This is a genomic window from Marinobacter sp. (assembly GCF_039977835.1).
Lineage (GTDB): Bacteria > Pseudomonadota > Gammaproteobacteria > Pseudomonadales > Oleiphilaceae > Marinobacter.
This window is the reverse complement of record NZ_JBDWCL010000044.1, coordinates 1-15786: the sequence shown is the minus strand read 5'-3', so window position 1 is coordinate 15786 and position 15786 is coordinate 1. Positions and strand designations below refer to the sequence as shown.

Annotated in this window: 19 protein-coding genes; 2 read left to right on the top strand and 17 right to left on the bottom strand. The window is 55.8% G+C overall.

Translation table 11 applies throughout. The features are described from left to right. Positions 1–106: 106 nt before the first annotated feature. Complete coding sequence (locus ABJM11_RS14225) at positions 107–1411, bottom strand: GMC oxidoreductase (protein WP_348296008.1); 1305 nt, start codon at positions 1409–1411, stop codon at positions 107–109. Between the two features lie 185 nt (positions 1412–1596). On the opposite strand from ABJM11_RS14225, the gene ABJM11_RS14220 reads away from it, so the two are divergent. After that, positions 1597–2529 carry a formate/nitrite transporter family protein gene (locus ABJM11_RS14220; protein WP_348296007.1) on the top strand — a complete coding sequence of 311 codons (933 nt, stop codon included), beginning with the start codon at positions 1597–1599 and terminating at the stop codon, positions 2527–2529. A gap of 48 nt (positions 2530–2577) precedes the next feature. Here ABJM11_RS14220 and ABJM11_RS14215 read toward each other — a convergent pair whose 3' ends face one another. Both ABJM11_RS14215 and ABJM11_RS14210 read right to left on the bottom strand, forming a co-directional pair. Further along, positions 2578–3324: an SDR family oxidoreductase gene (locus ABJM11_RS14215; RefSeq protein WP_348296006.1), complete on the bottom strand. Its 747-nt coding sequence runs from the start codon at positions 3322–3324 to the stop codon at positions 2578–2580. A gap of 27 nt (positions 3325–3351) precedes the next feature. Continuing rightward, the gene (locus ABJM11_RS14210) at positions 3352–4413 is read right to left on the bottom strand and encodes a serine hydrolase (RefSeq protein ID WP_348296005.1); all 1062 of its coding nucleotides are present in this window, start codon (positions 4411–4413) and stop codon (positions 3352–3354) included. A 167-nt stretch (positions 4414–4580) separates the two neighbouring features. Here ABJM11_RS14210 and ABJM11_RS14205 point away from each other — a divergent pair, with 167 nt between their 5' ends. Next, the gene (locus ABJM11_RS14205) at positions 4581–5723 is read left to right on the top strand and encodes a DUF418 domain-containing protein (protein ID WP_348296004.1); all 1143 of its coding nucleotides are present in this window, start codon (positions 4581–4583) and stop codon (positions 5721–5723) included. 13 nt (positions 5724–5736) lie between these two features. Here the strand turns inward: ABJM11_RS14205 and ABJM11_RS14200 are convergent, their stop codons facing one another. The 14 genes from ABJM11_RS14200 to ABJM11_RS14145 form a co-directional block, all read right to left on the bottom strand. After that, positions 5737–6726 carry a Gfo/Idh/MocA family oxidoreductase gene (locus tag ABJM11_RS14200; RefSeq protein WP_348296003.1) on the bottom strand — a complete coding sequence of 330 codons (990 nt, stop codon included), beginning with the start codon at positions 6724–6726 and terminating at the stop codon, positions 5737–5739. A gap of 38 nt (positions 6727–6764) precedes the next feature. Continuing rightward, on the bottom strand, positions 6765–7220 hold the full coding sequence (locus ABJM11_RS14195) for a methyltransferase family protein (protein ID WP_407070000.1): 456 nt from the start codon (positions 7218–7220) through the stop codon (positions 6765–6767). 109 nt (positions 7221–7329) lie between these two features. Next, on the bottom strand, positions 7330–7392 hold the full coding sequence (locus tag ABJM11_RS22525; RefSeq protein WP_407070001.1) for a hypothetical protein: 63 nt from the start codon (positions 7390–7392) through the stop codon (positions 7330–7332). 142 nt (positions 7393–7534) lie between these two features. Then, positions 7535–8389 carry a sensor domain-containing diguanylate cyclase gene (locus ABJM11_RS14190; protein ID WP_348296002.1) on the bottom strand — a complete coding sequence of 285 codons (855 nt, stop codon included), beginning with the start codon at positions 8387–8389 and terminating at the stop codon, positions 7535–7537. Positions 8390–8757: 368 nt separating this feature from the next. Further along, positions 8758–9054 (bottom strand): nitroreductase family protein, encoded by a 297-nt coding sequence (locus ABJM11_RS22520; protein WP_348426643.1) that lies wholly within the window; start codon positions 9052–9054, stop codon positions 8758–8760. A gap of 137 nt (positions 9055–9191) precedes the next feature. Next, the gene (locus ABJM11_RS14185) at positions 9192–10406 is read right to left on the bottom strand and encodes a serine hydrolase domain-containing protein (RefSeq protein WP_348296001.1); all 1215 of its coding nucleotides are present in this window, start codon (positions 10404–10406) and stop codon (positions 9192–9194) included. A 72-nt stretch (positions 10407–10478) separates the two neighbouring features. Continuing rightward, complete coding sequence (locus tag ABJM11_RS14180) at positions 10479–10745, bottom strand: DksA/TraR family C4-type zinc finger protein (RefSeq protein ID WP_348296000.1); 267 nt, start codon at positions 10743–10745, stop codon at positions 10479–10481. A gap of 75 nt (positions 10746–10820) precedes the next feature. Beyond that, positions 10821–11525: a glutathione S-transferase family protein gene (locus ABJM11_RS14175; RefSeq protein ID WP_348295999.1), complete on the bottom strand. Its 705-nt coding sequence runs from the start codon at positions 11523–11525 to the stop codon at positions 10821–10823. 46 nt (positions 11526–11571) lie between these two features. Then, positions 11572–12051, bottom strand: a complete 480-nt coding sequence (locus tag ABJM11_RS14170; RefSeq protein WP_348295998.1) for an acyl-CoA thioesterase — start codon at positions 12049–12051, stop codon at positions 11572–11574. A 53-nt stretch (positions 12052–12104) separates the two neighbouring features. Further along, the gene (locus ABJM11_RS14165) at positions 12105–12854 is read right to left on the bottom strand and encodes a DUF899 family protein (protein WP_348295997.1); all 750 of its coding nucleotides are present in this window, start codon (positions 12852–12854) and stop codon (positions 12105–12107) included. A 210-nt stretch (positions 12855–13064) separates the two neighbouring features. Beyond that, positions 13065–13622, bottom strand: a complete 558-nt coding sequence (locus tag ABJM11_RS14160; protein ID WP_348295996.1) for a dihydrofolate reductase family protein — start codon at positions 13620–13622, stop codon at positions 13065–13067. A gap of 90 nt (positions 13623–13712) precedes the next feature. Next, positions 13713–14414 carry a glutathione S-transferase family protein gene (locus ABJM11_RS14155; RefSeq protein ID WP_348295995.1) on the bottom strand — a complete coding sequence of 234 codons (702 nt, stop codon included), beginning with the start codon at positions 14412–14414 and terminating at the stop codon, positions 13713–13715. 239 nt (positions 14415–14653) lie between these two features. After that, positions 14654–15103: an NAD(+)--rifampin ADP-ribosyltransferase gene (gene arr, locus ABJM11_RS14150; RefSeq protein WP_348295994.1), complete on the bottom strand. Its 450-nt coding sequence runs from the start codon at positions 15101–15103 to the stop codon at positions 14654–14656. Positions 15104–15115: 12 nt separating this feature from the next. After that, positions 15116–15487 (bottom strand): hypothetical protein, encoded by a 372-nt coding sequence (locus ABJM11_RS14145; protein ID WP_348295993.1) that lies wholly within the window; start codon positions 15485–15487, stop codon positions 15116–15118. Positions 15488–15786: the final 299 nt, after the last annotated feature.

The following is a 15786-nucleotide window of genomic DNA, read 5'->3' as shown; positions in this document are numbered from 1 at the left end:
CCATTCAGTCTTTCGAGAAGAATGCAGAGGCGGGTGTCATCTACGAAACAGGGTCGAGCCCTCAGGTTGGATGCAACTTACCGCCTCTGCGTGTGATCATTGGTAGCTAACCAATGTCACTGGACAGATACAAGGTTGGGTTAGAGGCACCACCGGCTGGAAAAACCGACGACCCCGCCACATAGAGGTTATCGGTCGTGTGCACGCGGCAGTTGCTGTCGACTACGGAATCGGCCGCCGAGAGCCCCATGCGGGTTGTACCCATCAGGTGGCCGCCATCATGCAGTTTGAATTCGGGTTGCAGGACAGAGGGGCGTCCCAATCCCGAGCGCAACAGTGCCTTGCCGAACAGGTCCCAGCTCTCACGCGCCAGATGACGGTAACGGTAGTGGAAATCAACCCGTGGCAAGAGGGCTCCAAGGTAATTGCGCTGGTCGCTGTCTCGTACGGAATTCCTGAAATCCGGAGCAATCTCGGCCCGAATGGTGACCGGGGTATAAAGCATTTCGCGCCGCTTGCCGAGGAGCGCGGTAGGGGTCATCTGCCGCTGATTGAAATCAGCGCTGAAAGACAGCACTCCGTTCTCGACGCAATAGCTGTCTGACAACTGTAGTGCGTGTACCACGTACGGATCTTCTTCAGCGCCCACCGGGAGCCGTCCCCGGTCCAGATACATCTCCGCCACGGCGTAGAGGTGTGGATGTTCCATCAGCCCCCGCCCGACGGGCATCTGGTCAACAATGCCAGAAAGCTGCAGCATACGCGGGTTGCCAATCCCTCCACAGGCAAGCACAAAGGTGTCAGCCGACACGAACGTGGGTGAGCGCCGGGGTGCCAGTGAGTCTCGCAGTTCCAGAGCGGTGACGGTGCGCTTCTGCGTTAACAGACGAAACCCGGTGGTGCCAAGTATCAGGTCAACGCGTGAATGGTGCTGGAAAAACGAATGGTACTTTTTATTAAACCGGACCGGCGGGCTCACGTAGAAGGGCTTGTAAACCAACTCTGATGTTCCCTCAATGGCAACCGTCGGTTGGCGAAAGGCGTCGTCTGGCAGCTCGAGAATGCGGGCGGCAGCGGGATACCAACGGTTTATTTCCTGGTAGGGGATAGGCCACGCTTGATCCGTGAAGGCTCTCTTCTCCAGCACAGCACAGTACCCGCCCCAGATGGTGGAGCTACCGCCAAAGCAACGTTGTGTGTGCATCGGGAAGTAATCATCTGGCAAATCGCCATGTAACTGGACGCCGGCCAGGGCCTGTATGGTCGGGTGTGGTTCCAGCACTCCGCTCTCGATGACGGCAATGGCAAGGGAAGGATCTTTGGACAACTCGAGTGCCGTGGTGATGCCTGCGGGACCGCTACCGAGGATAATAACGTCGTAATGACGGTGCCCGGGTTGATTGAAAATCATAGATTCAGCTTTCCCTGACCACGGACTCCACCTTCTCTGGTATCCACAACTACAGAATAGACCAGTGGAAGGTGTTGTGTCCGAATTCAGTATCTAAGCTATCATCATAGGCAACGAACACGATTTTCCAGCGGGCTCACTCTTGCAGCAACGTAAACGTTTCTGGATTGCGAAAGGACAGCTGAATGAGTGACAGGGAAGCCAACCAGGATACCTCCTCCGAAAAGAAGGCAAAGGAAGCCGCAGACGAGCAAGAGTCCCGCGCCAAGGCCGAGGATCGCGAATCCCGCGAACAGACACCGACGCCCAGTGAAAAGTCACTGACTCCAAAAGAGCGTGATACCGTTGCCGAACATGGCGGCCTGACTTCACTGACTCTCTACTCCATCATCCATCGTGAGGGCGAAGATGAGCTACAACGCCCGATAACCTCCCTCTGGTGGTCCGGTGTGGCAGCGGGTATCGGAATATCGACTTCGGTCCTCGTGGAGGGAATTATCCGCTCCAATCTGGGCTCAACTCACCCCTATCTTACGTTGATTGAAAGCCTTGGTTACTCATTCGGGTTTGTCCTAGTGATCCTGTGCCGGCTGCAACTGTTCACCGAGAATACCATCACCGTTGTATTGCCGGTTCTGGCGCAGCCTTCGCGCAACCGGTTCTATCGCACCGGGCGCCTTTGGGGCATTGTGCTTGCGGCAAATTTGTTTGGCACGTTTGTTACCGCCGCCATCAGCGTCCATGGGGGTATCCTTACCGTCGAGACCCTCACGGCGATCCTGGACATATCGCGCCACCTGGCAACGCTGACCCCGGCCGAGACACTTTTGCGCGGTATTCCATCCGGCTTTTTCATAGCCGCTCTGGTGTGGATGCTGCCTTCGGCGAAGAGGTCGGAAGTGCTGGTAATCGTCCTGTTTACCTGGCTGATTGCAGCAGGTGGCTTTACCCACGTGATTGCCGGGTCAAACGAAATTTTCACGTTGGTGCTCAATGGGGAAATGAATTTTTTTACCGCCTTGATCTACCATATTTCCCCGGTACTCATCGGCAACATTATCGGTGGTACCGGTTTGTTCGCGATGCTGGCCTATGGCCAGGTCCATGAAGAAATGTGAACCGTCATTTACCTGAAGGTGCGCGCCTAAGCTTTGCGGTAAAGTCAGTCACATCGCCCTGGCAAACAACCCGAAGGGCAGAGCCTTAAGCACATAACTGAGCGGCGTCCACGGCCACCACGGCACGTAGGCGCGGCGTTTTTCGGACTCGATGGCCTTCACCAGTGCCTTCACGCCGGTTTCCAGATCCACCCGGAAGGGCGCATTCTTCGTGTCGCGGTTGATGTCCGTAAGAATGTAGCCGGGCATGATGTTGCTGACGTTAATGGGCTTGCCCCTGGTGTCCAGTTGCAGGCCTTCTGCCAATGCAGCCACGGCGGCCTTGGTGGCGGCGTACACGTTAATCGGCCCACGGAAACCGCGAACGCCGCTGACCGATGACATCAGCACCAGGTGCCCGCTATTCTGTTCCCGGAAAATCTCCATGGCCGCCTCGCTCTGGGCAATGGCGGCGATAAAGTTGGTTTCTGCCGTCTGGCGGTTGGCCGCAAAATGGCCGCGCCCAATCGGCTGGGAACTGCCTATGCCGGCGTTCACAACCACACGGTCGAGACTGCCGAGCTCATCCCGAAAGCCGCGGAAGACCTCGAATACCTGTTCGTAGTCGCACACATCCAGGCTGCGGACCAGCACCCGGATGTCAGGGTAGGCCTGCTGCAATTCCCGCTGCAGCGCCTCCAGCTTATCCGCCCGCCGCGCGCAAAGCGCCAGATTACAGCCTTTGGCGGCCCATTCTCGGGCCATACCTTCACCGAGGCCGGTGCTGGCACCGGTAATCAGAATGTTCTTTCGCATGGACTCTGCCCTGGGTTTTAAACCTGCTCAATCTGTCATTCCAGTCAGCCCCGATTCATGCAGTGCTCTGCCGATAGCCTGGTAAGCCTTTTCTGCTTCGGACAGAGCCGCATAATCGCGGGCACAAACTGCGATGATAACAGCTTCATCCGGCACCTGGGGGGTAAGCAGGCCAATATCACAGGAGCGTGCCACCTGTGTGCCGGTTTTGTGGGCAAAAGGGGTGCCGGCGGGCAGTCCCCCCGCAATGCGGTGGTCCCCGGTGGTGATCTCGGAAAGATAGCCCAGCAATTGCTCCGTGTGCGCTTCATCCAAAAGTTCGCCTCGGGCCAGCTGTTCCATCAATACGCCGTAGGCCTTGAGGCTGCCCGAGTTGATCCCCCGTTGGTAATAGCGCTCAAAGGCTTCGCGCACGCTGCCGGCATTGGCCTCGCTTGCGGAAATGTCCAGTTTTTCCAGCAACATGTCGTATCGCGCCCTGTAGGTATTTGCCGTTTTAAGTTCGATGAAGTCACGATTAGTCAGCACCGAAACGCTGGGGTGAACTTCGCTGTAAGCGTCATAGCGCACCTGCAGAATAGTGGTGATCGGCCCCAGCCCCTCGGGCACTAAACGTTTCACCTCCTCGTTGAGAGAGTCCTCACCCACAAAACGGATCAGCATGTCCGTTGCCGTACTGTCGCTATCAACAATCGACCGTCTGTTGAGCTCTTCGAGGCTGTACCGGGCACCGGGGTCCACCCATAGCAGATCTCCCGTGCCATCCACATAATCCGCGTCACGGAGCGTGAGTTTTTGCTCGAGATCAAGGCCCTGGTTCTCGGCTTTTTGCATCAACACGATGGCCAGCGGGAGTTTGGTTGTTGACGCCAGATACCAGTCCTGTTCCGTGTTGTGGGCAACCTTGACCCCTGTGCCCAGATGGCGGACGTAGACCCCCAGATCACCGGGAAAGGACTCGTCAATGCGTTCGATCTCTTTCTGCAGAGCCGAGCGCCAGTCATCAGCTTGGGCAACCGCCCCCAAGCTGAAAACCAACAGGGCTACCAGTGCCGCGCCGCTGCACCGGAAGAAAGGTTGCAGATTCATGAGGTCTCCCTTGTTTGCGCCGGATAGGAGGCTTATGAGTCACATGCTGATCCCCCGTTCCGAGGGCTGTCAACGAATCGACGGTTACAATCCGGTAGTCTTCTGGCGGTATCCGGTTAAAACAGCTAAAAGTGATAGGCCGACCGACGGCTCAAGGAGGAACCCAAATGGCGAGCAAAGGTGAACGTATCGACAGTCTGGACGCGCTTCGGGGGTTCGCCATCTTCGGTATTCTGCTGATCAATATTCAGGTGTTTTCCGGGTGGGGGTTCGTTGCCCCCGAAACCAGGCAGGCATTAACCTGGTCCCAATGGGACGAACCCATAGCCACCTGGCTGGACATCCTGGTACGAGCCAAATTCTATAGCCTGTTCTCTCTGCTTTTTGGTTACAGCTTCATGATGTTGGCTGAACGGGTGCAGCACGGGCCGGCCCGCTACCATTTGAGGCGGATGTTGGGACTTCTGGTAATTGGTGCGGCCCATTCCCTGTTCCTGTCTCCATGGGACATCCTCATGCTGTACGGGGTTATGGGGATGTTCCTGGGAGCCTTCCTCAATGTTCGTGCCCAAACACTGGCTCTCTGGGGCGCCGCACTGCTGGTACTGACGGGCGTGGCACTCTCGTTCGGGCGGTTGACGGATCTGAGCAGTCTTTCGCTTAGCCTGCTGCAGGAGAACGTTCCCGCACTGAGCGGAGGGAGTTACCTTGAGGTCGTGGAAGCCAACGCCTATCTCAGTGTCAGCGTGTTTCTGGATCGAATTGAACACCTGCGCCCTCTGCGGGTGATGGCGATGTTTCTTTTCGGCGCCGCTGCTGCGCGCCTGCACCTGGCAGAGCCCGATTCCGGGCATGGCCGGCTATTGATTGTGGTGGCACTCGCGGGCCTGGTGGGCGGTATAACACTGGCTATCGCCGAGGTAAAACTGGCAGAGGAAAGTCTTGTAAGCTTGGTGGGGCGGGTAGGTTCTCCGCCAATGCTTGCCATGGGGTATGGAGCCGTTCTTCTGCTTTGGTGGAGGGGGAGGGGGGTCCTGACCGGAGCGGTTCGCTCGGCCCTTGCCCCGACGGGCCGTATGGCGCTTACGAACTACATTCTGCAGTCCGCCGTCTCCATCTGCATATTCTATGGCATGTGGGGCGACCGTTTTGCCTCGTTGTCCCTTGCCGCACTGATGCTGTATTCAGTGGCGTTCTTCGTCCTCCAGATGATCTTCAGCGCTGTCTGGCTCCGGATATTCACCCAGGGGCCCCTGGAATGGCTCTGGCGCTGGCAGATGAAGCGCAAGCGCCCGAGGCTGCTCAGATGAACGGGCGGGCCCGCTAATCTTTGCGATGACTGCTGTTGAGCAAGCCTGCATCCCGACGTACCTGGTCCATGATCCGCTGGCTGGCAAGGGTGCGTTCATGGGGCATAACGTCGCTCTGAGTCTTTCCCTCTGAAATGCACCTGACCACATGCCGGATCTGGTACTCAAAGCCGTTGACGTCGAACGGACAGTTCACGGTCTGAACGCTATTGTCATTGCCAACCAGGCTGATCTTTTCCGACTGCCAGAAGTTGCTGTGAATAGCGATACGCCCTTTGTTACCAAACACCGTCAGTTCGTTGTCGTATCTGTTTTCAAAGCTGCATAACAACTGGCTGACCCTGGCATCGGGATAATGCAGCTGGATTGCACAGGTTTCGTCAACCCCGGTTGATCCAATGTGAACCTGGGAAACGATGTCATCGGGATCAGTCTGCATGAACCATTGTGACGTGGCGACGGTGTAGATCCCCATATCCAGCAAAACACCCCCGGCCAGCTCAGGGTTCAGAAGACGGTCGTGGGGCTTGCGCGGCACCACAAAGCCAAAGGAGGACCGGAGGCCACTGATCTCGCCAATTTTTTCTTGCCCGACCCAGGCGTTGGCCTGTTGATAGACCGGCAGGAACAGAGACCACATCGCCTCCATCACAAACACTTGCTTCGCCCTGGCAGCCGCGAACAGACGCTCGGAATCGGCTGCGGTGACCGTGAGAGGCTTTTCGACCAGAAGGTGCTTTCCGAAGGCTATCGCTTCCAGCGCCTGCTCGAGATGGAAGTTATGCGGGGTGGCAATGTAGATGGCATCCAGGCTGTCATCCTGGTACAGCTGTGCGTAGTTGTTGTAGACGGTTTCGATCTGATAGTGGTCGGCAAACGCGTAAGCACGGTCAGCGTTACGACTGGCGACAGCTTTGAGCGTGCCCACCCCTTCGGCTTTCATTGCCCCGGCAAACTTTTCTGCGATCCGTCCTGGCCCGATAAGGCCCCAATTGAAATCCATGTTTGTCTCCGGTCAAAAAATGAACTAACCCCGTCCTTCTAAAGCCAGCGGCGAACTTGCTGCTCATAGGCCCGGAATTCGTCACCGAACAACGCTCGAAGGGCCCGCTCCTCAGGACCAATCTGGAAGTGGTTCATATACAGCACAAAAAACACCACCCCGATTAACTCCCAGGCCGGCCCCAAATATATACCCCAGGCCAGTAACCCGAGCGCGAATCCCACATACATCGGGTTGCGGGAATACCGGTAAATACCCGAGCTGACCAACACCGAACTGGCCTCCGGCGTGCGAGGGTCTACAGTGGTTCTTGCGCGCCGAAAAGCCACCACACCAGCCACAGGAAACAGGATGCCAACAAGGAAAATCACGCCCGCGACGACTCTGCGGGTGGTGTCGTCCACTGGCACAGGTGAAGTCGGAACCGAAACTCCCCACATGGCAGCGCCGACGATCAGCACAAGAAGCAGGGGAGGAATGCGTTTTTCAAGCATGGAAACGTGCCTATGAATCGGATTCGTAACTGATCAGATCCACTTCCGCTGCCTTCGGCTGTGTATTTCGACGTAAATCCCATGAGACCTCCAAGTATTTGACCCGGCATCAGGCCTCTTCCTTCAAAGTCAGGCTGACCAACTTGTGAACGATTGGCGACACCAGAATTATGGTGGGAAAGGCGACGGCAAATGCAACATGAAAAACGAAAATACGATTCTGTGATATCTGCGGTCAATCATTCTTTATCTCGTCACAAGGTTCAACCAATGGCTCAGAGTCTTGCAATTCCGGTGCAGCTCGTCTCCCAGGATTACGTACGGCGCCGTTTCAGCCGGTACATGTTGTCATCAGCATGTTTTAACAGGGTGTCAGCGTCCTCCCCGTCCGCTGGATAACAGGCCACGCCGATACTGCAGGACGGCGTTTTGATATTGCCGAATTCGGAACCCAGGGGCGCGGTCACGGCTGCGATAATTTCCTCGACCTTTTTGGAAACAGCTTCCGCCGACTGGATGTCCGTCAACAGCACAGTGAATTCGTCGCCGCCCATACGGGCCACCGTGTCCGTCTCTCGAACGCAGCCTTCCAGCCGTCCGGCAATCATGCAGAGCACTCGATCACCCATGGCATGTCCATGGGTATCATTGATGTCTTTGAAGTCATTGAGATCCAGAAACAGCAAGGCCAGGCTGCTCTGGTGACGATGGGCTGTGCGCATGGCCGATTCGAGTCGATCATGGAACAACGATCGGTTGGTAAGCCCTGTCAACGGGTCGTGATGGGCGAGGAAACGCAGTTTCTCCTCGGCCAGCCTCAGGGCCGTCACATCCCGCGCTACACCGATCCGCACACCGTCCTCTGCGGATAAACGGGCAGACCAGAGGATGTATACAATAGCGCCATCTCTGTGGATATAACGGTTACAGAAGTCGTTGTGGGGCTGACCGTTTATAACTCGAACAATGGACGCTCGTGTGGCTTCCAGATCATCGGGATGCACATAGTCGGTGATCGGCGTGCCCACCAGCTCATCAGCACGATACCCGAGCAATGCTTCACACGCATTGCTCACAAAGACGATCTGGTCGTCCTGATCGACCACGAAGACAGCGTCCAGCAACAAATTGGTCAGCTTGGGGAAAAGCGCGTTCAGGTCAACGGGCATAGTTCAGAGGGATTTGGCGATTCATATAGGTCAAGTATAGTCCAGCGGGTCCAACAGGTTGTCGAAAAACTGCGTGCACCGAATACTTCGGGGAAAATTACCATTGCTGCGCCAAAACTGGGCACCAATGAAAATAATCTCGACGCTCGGCCACTGATAGCAACAGCTATCTGAGCATCCAGAAACAGTGGCATGAAGTAGATAACGAATATTATCGAAGCAAAAACCAGCAGTGCGGCTTTAGGCTGCCAGCTCTCAAAGAAATACGCCAGATCATCTTGAAGCACAAGGCGAACGTAGATGGCACAGGCCCACAGAGGAATGGTGATGATGATTAAAGACAGAACTATAGAGAACATTTTTCACTACTAGACAACCCGCGGCTGCCCGATACACAGCAACGCAGTAGGCTCAAGGTCAGAAGGCAACCTCAATGCTTCTTTTACCTTTGAATCATTGAAACCTGCCACTAGAACACAACCGACTCCGAGAGCAGAACTCTGGAGATGGACATTTTGTGCTAAAGCGCCAGTTTCCATATAAACATAACGAGCACCGCGCTCTCGGTGGGGAGGCTGAGCTTCAAAGTGCTGAACCGCCTCATCAAATTCTGCTGTAACCCCGATGACGATGGCCGCTTCTTTCAACCACGGTTGGTCGCCAATCCCCAGCTGCTGTAATTCCCCTTCCGGAACAGACTCACCAATTCGCTTTAACGAAGATCTGAGATCTCAACGTCCGCAGCATGGGTGGCTTGGGAATGGAGGCGAAGCCGCACTGTTCTGCATCGCGTTAGGAACCCCTAAACCAACGCCCCATTAACAATAGCCCGCAACTCCTGACGTAGCGGGTAGGTCGATGAGGGGATCAGTTGCGTCATGAAGATCACCACCAGTTCCTCCACAGGATCGATAAAGAAGTTGGTACTCGCCAGGCCACCCCAACCATACTCGCCGACCGACCCGTTGACATGGGATTTGGCGACATCAGTTTTTACCGAAAAGCCCAGGCCGAAGCCACTCCCGGCATAAGGCGTTTCGCTGAACGCACCAACAGAGAGGCCGGGCAGGTCCTGATTGTCGGGGAGATGATTGCGACGCATGAATTCCAGAGTCTTTCGGCCAATAATCCGCCGCCCGCCAAATTCGCCGCCCTGACTGAGGGCCTGGGCAAAGTGGAAATAATCGTCAATGGTGGAAACCAGCCCGCCGCCACCCGATAAAAGCCTCCTTTTGTCCCTGAAAGGGGACGTCTGCGGATCGTCCTGCAGTTTGAACTGATCGACAGGATCGTACTGATAGCAGGCGGCGAAACGGTCAAGTTGATCGTCACGAACATGAAAGCCGGTGTCGTCCATGGCCAAAGGTTCAAAGATATGCTCGCGCAGATACTCATCAAACGGCTTATCTGCCAGCAACTGCACCAGATACCCAAGCACATCCGTGCTGACCGAATAGTTCCAGGCCGTGCCCGGTGAGAACTCCAGGGGCAGTTCCGCGAGATGACTGACCAGGGCTTCCAGTGTCAGATTGCGGCTGCCATCCAGCTTCAGCTCCCGGTAGGCGGCGTCAACGTTGGTGCGGTTCATGAACCCGTAGGTCAGGCCTGACATATGGGTAAACAGGTCGCGAATGGTCATGGTGCTGCTTGCAGGTGCGGTCAGGAAGTTGGGGTAGACACCGCTCTGGTAAACCCGCAGGTTCTTCCAGGCCGGAATATACTTGTGTACCGGATCATCCAGCAAAAAACGCCCCTGCTCATAGAGCTGCATCATGGCGATAGACGTAATCGGCTTGGTCATGGAATAAACGCGGAAAACCGTATCCCGGCAGACCGGCTTGTTGCGCTCCACATCCATCAGCCCCTGAGCTTTCAGATAGGCAATTTCCCCACGCCGGGCGACCAGAGTCAGTGTGCCGGGCAGCTTCCCCGGCTGGAGGTATCGACGGTCAAGGTGATCTTCGATGTTCGTAAGGTGGTCGGGCGAAAGGCCGGTGACCTGTCTGGATTTCGTCATAGTGGTGGCATCTTCTTGTGTAGTTTCAAAGGCATTGTGGCGATGAAGACGCAGCAGCGCGGGGGTATCGGGCTAACGCAATTGGCTGTCTTTGCTGCCCCGGCGATTGATGCTGCCTGATCTCGTTTCCTGTTTTTCCAGAGCGGACTGGCATTCGACGCAAAGCCGGACGCCTGGAATCGCTTTGCGGCGGGCCTCCGGAATAGGGCGGTCACATTCCTCGCATTCCGTGGCGCTCTCGCCCTGGTTCAGCTGGCTGCGGGCTCGCTGAACCTCATCCTCAACGCTTGCGTCAATCTGGTCCTGAACAGCACCATCTCGCGACCATCCACCTGCCATAGCGCCCTCCGATAGTTGACGAACCGATGTCTGGATGACGGATTTCATTAAAAGGTATCATTTAAGCACTGATGCTCAAACGTTGCCTGCTGCATACTGTATCTCGCGCAAAGACTGCTCAATCTGACCACCACAGTAGGCGTTACCCAATTCCCGCCGCTGATTGTCCAGAAAAGCACTTATAGAGGGGCGGCTTTCTATGCGTTGGCAGAGGTTCGCCACTCTGGGGGCGTGGTGTTCCAAATCCTTGGCGAGTTCCGGAAAGCTGTGGACCAGGGCGCCGAACAGGGCAGCCGTCGCAATATCGGCCACCGTGAGCCTGGAGCCCAGTAAATAGCCCGTGTCCGGCTTGAGGGAATGCGCCTGACCCGTCTTTTCAAAGATGGTCATCCAGTCGGCCAGACGATGGGCCCGGAACTCTTCCCATGTGTCCTTCTCCCACATCACCATGCCATTGTGGTTGGTGATTTCCATGAGAACATCATTGCAGTCCAAAATCACCTTCAGGGCCAGGGTCTGTTGGTCAGCTCCGTCGGGAAGAAAATGGTACGCCTTCGCCAGATGCATGAGAATGGCCGGCATCTGGGCGAACCAGAGCTGGGCCCTGCAGTCGTAAAGATACGGTGGTGCCATCCCTGGGTATTGGAGGCTCAGGTTGCTGTCAGGATAGACCCCGCTGGCATCCAGCTTCCGATAATCCGCCCGAACCTCCTCCAGCAAAAGCTGGATAAAATTACCGCGAAAGGGCAGGTCCCAATAGTAGAGTTCGTAGTCTGTCATAGTGATCAAGCTCCATCACGAGATTTCCGCCGCCAAGAAAAAGGGCTCATTTTTTATGTAGCGCCTTATAGCGCTCCTCGAGTTCGGCACGAATGGCCCGTCGTTCCTTCCCGTTGGCAAATCGTCGGATCTGATCATCGGTACGTGGAACCAGTTGGGGCACAGCGACGGCTTTGCCGCTGTCATCAACTGCCACCATCGAAAAAAAGCAGCTGTTGCTATGGCGAACCAACTTGTCGCGGATGTTCTCGGCGATCACCTTGATGCCGATCTCCATTGAGGTACGGCCGGTGTAGTTCACACTGGCCAGAAAGGTGACCAGCTCGCCCACGTGGATGGGTTGGAGGAACATCACCTGGTCGACGGACAGGGTAACGACATACGTCCCCGCGTAACGGCTGGCACAGGCATAGGCAACTTCGTCCAGGTACTTCAGCAGGGTGCCTCCGTGCACATTGCCGGAGAAATTGGCTTTGTCCGGCGTCATCAGAACGGTCATGCTCAGGCTTGTTGTATTGTTTTCCATGGCGCTTCTCTGGTTGTTTGCTATCCAGTATAGGCGCCCGGGTGAGAAGGTTCCTATGGGTTAGGCGTCAGTTCCCCGTTTTGAGAGCAGCAACTCGTACCTGGTCCGGCCGCCTCATCGGTACGTATCCACTGAGCCACTGGCCGGCCGTCGCGCCGCCACCACGAGCCGGCCTGGTCCTGCTGCGGCCAGCCGTCGGGCGATTCCTCCCACGTCTCCTGCCTGCCGTAAGGCGTGAGATCGAGCAGCTGCAGCGTGGGCATCATCGCTTCGATTCCACGCTGCGTCGTTTCATAGGTTTGGTACACCTGATCGCCGTCCCGCAGATAACAGCGCAAGTCGCCACCGTCCCGGGTCGCCAGCAAGTCCGAGGAGTCGGAAGTTGAGTACCATGGCGTTGTCCATCCCATGAAGTCTCGGTAGGCAGCGATCTCGTCCCACGGCCCGCTGCTGAACACGGCGTAGCTGACGTCACGTTCTGCCAGGTACGCGCGGACGACCGAGTTCATCGCCACCTGAGTGTGCGTGCAGCCTTCACACTGCTTTTCGTGAGGCGCACCCGGGTTCCACATGAAGTGATACACAATTAACATGCGCCGCCCTTCAAACACATCAAGCAGGGGAACCGCGCCCTCCGGACCCACGACCATGACCGGCTCCATCGGCGTCATCGGGAGACGTCTGCGAGCCGCAGCTAATTTATCGCCGGCATTTGTGTGGGCCTTTTCCTGGACCAGCAGTTCAGCGCGAGCCTGCTCCCACTCATCACGGCGAACGATTCTGGGAGTTGCTGAGTCTTGCATGACGTACCTCCTGTTCAGATTCGGGTGTGGTACTCTCTTGTCGGACAGCGCGCTTATAAATCGACAGTCATTGTGAAAATGCGCTGTTCGGGGCTGGTTTAACTATAGAAGGTGTTTGCTGTAGGTGGGTAACTCGGGTAGTTAACGCGAAATTAACCGGTGTGAGCATCCGTTTGCTTGAGTTTGTTAGGCGACACGATAATCTCCCAGTCAGCGCGCGCGTCGATAGTGTATGGCAACCGCGCCATTGCGGAGCGGCTTCACCGAGATCAACTCGAGCCGTCGCGTGCTGGGCAGACCGCTCTCGTACAGAGTCGGGCCGTGGCCGGCAATCCTGGGGTGGACAAGCAACTGGTACTCGTCGATCAGATCCAGCCGGTCCAGTTCGGTCGCGAGCTTGCCGCTGCCGAGGAGCACGCCGTCCGGGGTCCCGTCTTTGAGCTTCTGTACGGCCGTGCGCAGGTCGCTGGAGATAAGGTGGCTGTTGGCCCACGGGAAGTCCTTTCGCGTCGACGAAGCCACGTACTTCGGTTTGGCCTCCAGCTTGGCCGCCCACTCGCGCATCGCTGGCGGTGCCTCCGCGTCGCCGCGGGCGACCGCTGGCCAGTAGCCCTCCATCATCTCGTAGGTGACCCGGCCCCACAGCATGGCCCCGCTCTCGTCCATGAGGCGTGTGAAGAAGGCGTGTGTCTCGTCGTCAGCGATTCCTTCCTCGTGGTCAACGCAGCCGTCCAGGGTGACGTTGATGCTGAAGATCAAGAGTCCCATTGTGTCCTCCGTTCTAGATTTGTGACGAGCCGCTACCCGTCTGACTCCAAAGGCAGAAGCCCAAGTCGCGAGGCACTCACCTTGTGTTGCCTAACGCCGCATATGACTGGCGCCTGCGGAGCAGGCATCTCCTTCACCCCGATGACGCGACTTGCCAGTGAAAATTGCCAACTGAGCATCGAAAGCACGCTTGAAGGCTGGCCGTACTTCGCCCCGGGCAACATAAGCGGAGAGTTCGGGAAACTCCCTGAGCAAGTTTGTCCCCTTCAGCCTACGCAGTACTTGTACCATCAGGAGATCACCTGCGCTGAACGTTTCGCAATCGAGCCAATCACCGTCGCCAAGCCGACGTGAGAGGTCTTCCAGTCGACTACGAATGAGATTCTCGACCATCGGTAGTCGCTCTTTATGCCAGGATTTGTCGCGTTCAAAATAGTGAGAAAATTCACGCTGAATAATCGGCGGCTCCACCGTGCTAAGCGCAGCGAACATCCACATGATTGCGCGCGCTTTAGCATTCGCATCTTCTGGCAAGAGACCTGTATAGCTCTCCGCGATGTGGAGCACTATCGCACCTGACTCGAAAAGGGCGAGATCACCGTCTTCAAAGGTTGGAATTTGCCCAAAAGGATGAAGCGCACGATGCGCAGGTTCTTTCATCGAACCGAACGACACAAGACGAACGTCATAAGGTTGACCAACTTCTTCAAGTGCCCAACGCACGGGCATGTCGCGGGCCAGGCCCTGGCCGCGATCGGGCGACTCCTCGAAGGCAGTTATGATAGGGGGCATGGAACTCTCTCCTTGATGCCAACATTTAGGCATTACTTCATCGAATGAAATTCGATCAGGTTTCCTTCAGTGTCGCGCGCCATGTCTGTGACGTAGATTTCGAAGTGAACAACCGGGTTGGTTTGCATCATGCTTCTCCTCAGTGTGGGGGGACACCTAGTAGTCGAAGTCAAACATCGACTTTCGACAGGGGTGGCTCACTTCTCGACTGAATAACGTCTGAGTTGGGCAGCAAACCGCTACTCCTCAACAAAAGCTAAGCCGCGCCGCCTAAGGTCTGCCAAAGAGTCCAACATTCCTTGCAGAACTTCTGCGGAGTGTCCCTGCCAATCTTCGACGATTTCCATGATTCTGAGTGGGTAGCTGGTGCGATAGGACTGGGTGGGGTTTCCTGGAAATCTCTTGTTCGTTAGATTTGGGTCGTCCTCAAACGGTCCAGTTGGTTGAACTATATAGATGTGGCCACGGCCATCTAAGCGGGATAACGACGTTGCAAGTTCTGCTCCCCAGATAGCGGGCTCTAGTAGGGCAGAGAAGTAGACATGCTTCAGAGCACGGCCTTCGAAGTGCGATACATGTCCGGTCTTTATCACATCTCCGACAGCTAGCATGGCTTTAGTGCCGTGATAGAACGGCCCGCGCAGCTGCGTGCAGTTTTTAGGGGTGATAGGAATCCATTGATCTGTCATTCGTAAATTCCGTTAACCGAGAGGCTGCTCATGCCGCCTTACGATACCGATAACGAACTTGCTACACCCCAAAGCTAACAAAAGCATCACTAAAATCTCCACTGCACTGATTGTCAACAAATACCATTTATATTTGTCGTGGGTTTTTTGTCTTTCAGAAGAAAATTTCTTTAGGAAGTCGTCATTTTTCAGCAGCTCTCGAAGCTGCTCTGTCGACATGGGCTTCCAGTTTTTCAGATCCCGTGGCTCTGAACCAAGCACCCTTTCGCGAAGCTGTTCCTGCATCGTTTCCTCAAGAGCACTGCGGCCTGTTTCTGCGAATAACTCGACCAAGTGAACCATTAAGAAAAAAACGAAAACCGTCGAAAAAACTTTAAATTTCACTGAACTCCTTGTGGCCATAACGAGGCCGTAGAAAAACCCGATTCCGAGTCGTTCCCAGCACCTGATTCCTAAAATTCTTGTAGCGGCCACCAGCTAGTCGATTCTCGCCATTCCGATGATCAGCCATCAATTTCGCGCATTTGATAAGGTTAATGCCCGTCCTGCTGGCAACCAGCGGCTATATTTCCTGCCTTCTGATCCCCGTGTCACGCCGCTAACTGCCCATAATTCGCCAGTTTCTCAATGTTGTGCACCAGGCAGTATAGCTGCCACTGACCCTGTACCTTCTTCCTGCCTCT